The organism is Yaniella sp. (assembly GCF_030453185.1).
Lineage (GTDB): Bacteria > Actinomycetota > Actinomycetes > Actinomycetales > Micrococcaceae > Yaniella.
In genome coordinates this window covers 1-4469 of sequence record NZ_JAKDKW010000120.1, presented here as the reverse complement: position 1 = coordinate 4469, position 4469 = coordinate 1, and the positions used below count along the sequence as shown (strand labels likewise).

The 4469-nt window shown below is 57.1% G+C and carries 5 protein-coding genes; 2 read left to right on the top strand and 3 right to left on the bottom strand.

Features of this window, described 5'->3' with window-relative positions:
• Nucleotides 1-239: 239 nt before the first annotated feature.
• Entirely contained in the window at nt 240-536 is a 297-nt protein-coding gene (locus L0H14_RS11855; protein ID WP_301421929.1) for a hypothetical protein, read from the bottom strand.
• A 228-nt stretch (nt 537-764) separates the two neighbouring features.
• Here L0H14_RS11855 and L0H14_RS11850 point away from each other — a divergent pair, with 228 nt between their 5' ends.
• Nucleotides 765-1448 carry a DUF4956 domain-containing protein gene (locus tag L0H14_RS11850; RefSeq protein WP_301419754.1) on the top strand — a complete coding sequence of 228 codons (684 nt, stop codon included), beginning with the start codon at nt 765-767 and terminating at the stop codon, nt 1446-1448.
• Nucleotides 1449-1453: 5 nt separating this feature from the next.
• Entirely contained in the window at nt 1454-2257 is an 804-nt protein-coding gene (locus L0H14_RS11845) for a polyphosphate polymerase domain-containing protein (RefSeq protein ID WP_301421928.1), read from the top strand.
• Nucleotides 2258-2264: 7 nt separating this feature from the next.
• On the opposite strand, the gene L0H14_RS11840 is transcribed toward L0H14_RS11845, so the two are convergent.
• Together L0H14_RS11840 and L0H14_RS11835 are read right to left on the bottom strand one after the other, a co-directional pair.
• On the bottom strand, nt 2265-2933 hold the full coding sequence (locus L0H14_RS11840; RefSeq protein WP_301419213.1) for a response regulator transcription factor: 669 nt from the start codon (nt 2931-2933) through the stop codon (nt 2265-2267).
• A partial coding sequence (locus L0H14_RS11835) for a HAMP domain-containing sensor histidine kinase (protein WP_301421927.1) occupies nt 2930-4469 on the bottom strand: 1540 nt, incomplete at its 5' end. The genes L0H14_RS11840 and L0H14_RS11835, both read right to left, overlap by 4 nt.

Sequence of the window (4469 nt, the reverse complement as noted above, 5' to 3'; positions counted from 1 at the left end):
TCTTCCGCGTGGCGGTTCAAGGCCTTGGTCAAAGCTTTTCGATCGGTTGCTTCGGCCCAACGGGGCAGTGCCTTGCTGAGCTGCTCTTCTACGTTATTGATCAGGGAGAGCTGACGTTCGAAGAGGTGTTCGGCGTTTTTGATTTGCATGGTGTGCGTTCCTTTGCCGGATAGCGATGGTGGGCGGACCACATCGATGAAGTAACAGTTCAGTCTAACGTTCGGCTGTCTAGCGAAACGTTAGCTGGAGAAAGTGAACCGAATATCTTTGGGCATGATGTGTATGGCTTTGAACGCAGGATTCGGCACAATTTCGTGGTAAACATCGGCGGGAACGACGATACTTTCACCTGCGGAAAGGGTTGGCTGTGTATCAGGAAAATCGACGATCAGTTGACCTTCGGTGACCACGAGTACCGATTCCGCCGAGGCTCTATGTCGTGGCCACTGCACACCCTCGGCGGCTTCCATGCGTTTGGTGTCAAAGAGTTCGCCTTCTTCCAGTGGGGTTACTTGCGGTCTTGGTGCAGTTGCCATTGTGAGATCACCTATCGCGTCGTCATGACCCAGCGTGCCTGGGTGCTTGCATGTGCTGTGGCCAGCTTAGCGAGCGCCGGGGTTGGAAACACGGATTCGGTGATCGTCAATCTGTTGTTGTGGTTAACGCCAGGTGTATGAGAGGTTTCTCATCTGCTTCTACTTTATGACTCATAATCCTTTTTTAGGGTGAGAGCATCACCATCACGAACGAATGAAGGAGACAACATGATGGCACTGTGGGTAGGTCTATTGGCCAACGTTACCGGGATGGCAATTCTCGTTTTTCTCGTCTATTTTCGGCGTCATTACCGGCGTGATCTCGCGTTGGCCTATATCGCCCTGAGCATGGGGATTTTCGCCGTCACGTTGCTACTGTCAGAATCCGAGGCAGGCTTAGGACTTGGTCTTGGCCTATTCGGTATTTTGTCGATCATCCGGTTGCGTTCCGATACGCTCACCCAGGAAGAAGTTGCCTACTACTTCATCTCCCTGGCGATCGGTCTGATCAACGGGCTGCATCCAGATCCGGCCTGGGTTTCACCGGTTATCACGGCAAGCCTGGTGGCCATCATGTACGTTGTGGACCACCATGGCCCTGGCAGAAGCACGCAGCGCCAAATGGTCACCCTGGACCGGGCGTATCCAGCAGAACACCAACGGATTGACGCTCTAGAACAGCTGCTAGACGCCAAGGTATTGCACACCGTTGTGCTGGAACTCGATATGGTCCGCGACCTCACCATCGTTGACGTGCGGTATCGCACCAACGGGCCGGTTGATAATATCCCGGTGCCGAAAAAGGCTCGGAATAACACTACATCGGCAACAGGTTATCCCTCGATCAGTGCGCAGCAACCAACGTACGGATTGGCCCAAGGGCCTGCTAGCGTTTCAACGAATCGGGTGTGATAACTATGCAGCATCGTGAAACAATTTTTGCACCAACCAGCGCTCGTGAAGCGCTCGATGCGGCAGTAGCAGACCGACAGAGTATTTCGCTGGCGGACGTTATGGAAACTGCGGCCTTGCAGACTCGGGTCGATAAGAAGTTCTTACTGACACCCGTACAGTTCGCGGAATTCACCGACCGATTGGGCGCTGAGTTTTCCGTGATGGAAATCGACGGGTTACGCAGCTTTCAATATCGCTCAACATATTTCGACACTCCTGATTTTGAACAATACCGTGCACACCGACAGGGTCGCCGCAGACGCTATAAGGTGCGCTCGCGGACCTACGTAGAATCCAAGCTGTGTATGTTCGAGATCAAGACCAAGGGGCGACTCGGCGCCACGGTGAAGCACCGCCGTCCACAACCGATCGAAGATGCTCGCCAGCTTACGCCGCAGAATCTCGAATTCGCTGCCCAGGTGTTGGCCGAGGAATACGGTCAGGATGTTCCGGAGCTCGCGCCGGTGCTACACAACTCCTATGTTCGGGCAACACTGGTGAACTCGACGGACGGCGAGCGTGTGACCAGCGACGTCGAATTGCGTTACTCGGATACCGCATCGAAGGTCCAGGGACCGGACATGGTCGTGGTCGAAACGAAAACTGGAAACGGTCGAGGAGTGTCGGATCAGGCGTTGTCTGACCTCGGTATTCGCCCGGTGAGTATGTCGAAATACTGTCTGGGAGTAGCGGCCTTGAACCCTGAACTACCGGCCAATAAGTGGTCGCGGTTGATGAAGCGCCACGATTGGGCGCGGATGCCGTAATGCGGTGTCAGGTCTTGGTGGAGAGTCGATAACCGACCCCGCGGACTGTTTCAAAGCGTCCGGTACCTAGCTTATTGCGTAGGTACCGGACGTAGACGTCTACCACGTTGGATCCGGGATCGAAATCATAGCCCCACACTCGCGAGAGCAGCTGTTCACGCGACAGGGCTTGGCCGGGGTGGCGCAAAAAGGTTTCGGCTAGTTCGAATTCGCGGGCCGAGAGATCGACTTCGACATCATCGACGGTCGCCACCCGGCGCAGCAGGTCTAGCTTCAACCCGTTATGGGTGAGGATTGAAACTTCTGCTTCCTGCGGTTCGGAACGCAGCCGTAAATGTACACGGGCGAGCAGCTCGTCGAAGTGAAATGGTTTGGCCATGTAGTCGTCGGCCCCGGACTGTAGGCCGGTTACGGTGTCGTTCACGGAGTTGCGCGCCGTCAAAATAATGACGGGTATATCCAAGCCCAGTGACCGGATGTAGCTCAGCACGCTGTAGCCGTCCCCGTCTGGCAAGCCCAGATCCAAGATGATCAGGTCGAAGGTTGCGGTGCTGGCTTGCGCACGTCCGTCGGCGGCCGTGGCAACGGCCAACGGCGTGAAGCCGGCTGCTTTCAATCCTTTGGACAGAAACGAACTGATGCGTGGTTCGTCTTCGACGATAAGGATTCTGTTCACGAATCGGACTCCTGCTCTGGGGACGGCGATGTCGGAAGTGTTGTATCAGGTAGCGTAGCGGATTGGTCGGTGGGTTCCAGCGGAATGGTGATGATAAAAATGGAGCCGGCGCCCGGGGTCGACTCGACGTGAATCGTGCCGCCGTGTGCTGCGGTAATGGCCGAAACAATGTTGAGGCCAAGCCCGGAACCCTGTGTGCGGGCGCCGCTAGAACCGCGGCCGAAGCGTTTGAAAATACCGCGCTGATCTTCGGGCGTGATGCCGATACCGGAGTCAGCGACCCACAGGCACAGTTCGGTGCCGGCGCTTTCGCTGTGGCGGAACGTGCTGCCAAGTTCCACCGAGGTGTCGGGTTCAGAGAATTTCACGGCATTCGCACACAGCTGCAGCATGGCCTGGATGAGTCGGGCTGTATCTATGGTCACGGTGCCTTGCGCACGTGAGGTCAACGACCAGTCGCGGGGGCCAAGAGCTTGGGCCTTGGCGGTGATATCGTGCATGAGATCGCCGATATCGGTGGGCTGGGGGCGGATGAAGTCCGTGGTGTTGGACTGTGCGAGCGTGACGAGATCATTGACCAACAGGGACATGCGTTGCAGCTCGTCGAGTCCAATATCTCGGGTCTGTGCGACGTCATCTGGGTCGTGACTATCCATGAGCTCCAGGTGGCCCCGGATGATGGTGATCGGGGTGCGCAGTTCATGTCCGACGTCGTCGAGCAGTTGGCTCTGCTGCTCGAGCGCCAGTTGGAGTCGATCCAGCATATTGTTGATGGTCTCGGTCAGCTCGGCGAACTCGTCGTGACCGCGGGCTTGGATGCGGGAGTCCAGGTCTTCTTCGGAAATCCGCTGGGCGGTGGCTTGTAGATCGCGCACCGGTTGCAGCATCCGACCGACCAACAACCAGGCAGCGATCGCACCGATCAGCAGTGCGCCAGCCCCGGCGCCAATGAAAATGGCCAGGGACATATGGACTTCACGAAGCTCGGCCTGCAGGTCCGCGGCTTCGATATAGACTCCTGGTGCGGAGTCCTGGGCAAGGTGCACGGGGACGACGGCGGCACGGTAGGTTGACTCGTCGGTTTCGACCGTGGTGATATAGGCCGATTCTGGCTCGACCCCGGCTGCCCACGCAACAAATTCGGGGTCCTGTTCGAGCCGCAGTGAGACGTTTTCGGGTGCGCTCCAGACGATTTCGCCGTCCTGCATACCGATCACACTCTGTGTTTCAGCCAGCTGGTTATACTGCATGGCCGTGTACATCAGATCTGCGGCCTGGGTGAAATGTTCCTGAGTTTCCGGGTCGATCCCGGTATCTGCCAGGACTCGAAAATCCTCGACGTCGCGGGCCAACGATTCGTCCATCTGCGTTTCGAGGCTCTGGCGTTCGATCACGTAGTTCACCGCGCCGGCGATCAATAGCGTGGCCCCGGTGAGCAACAACATGCCGATCAACAGTCGGGCCCGGATCGATAACCTGGTGCCGGAGGCCCTGCCCGATGTTTCAGTCGTCGTCATCGTCGTCCCAGTCGTCATC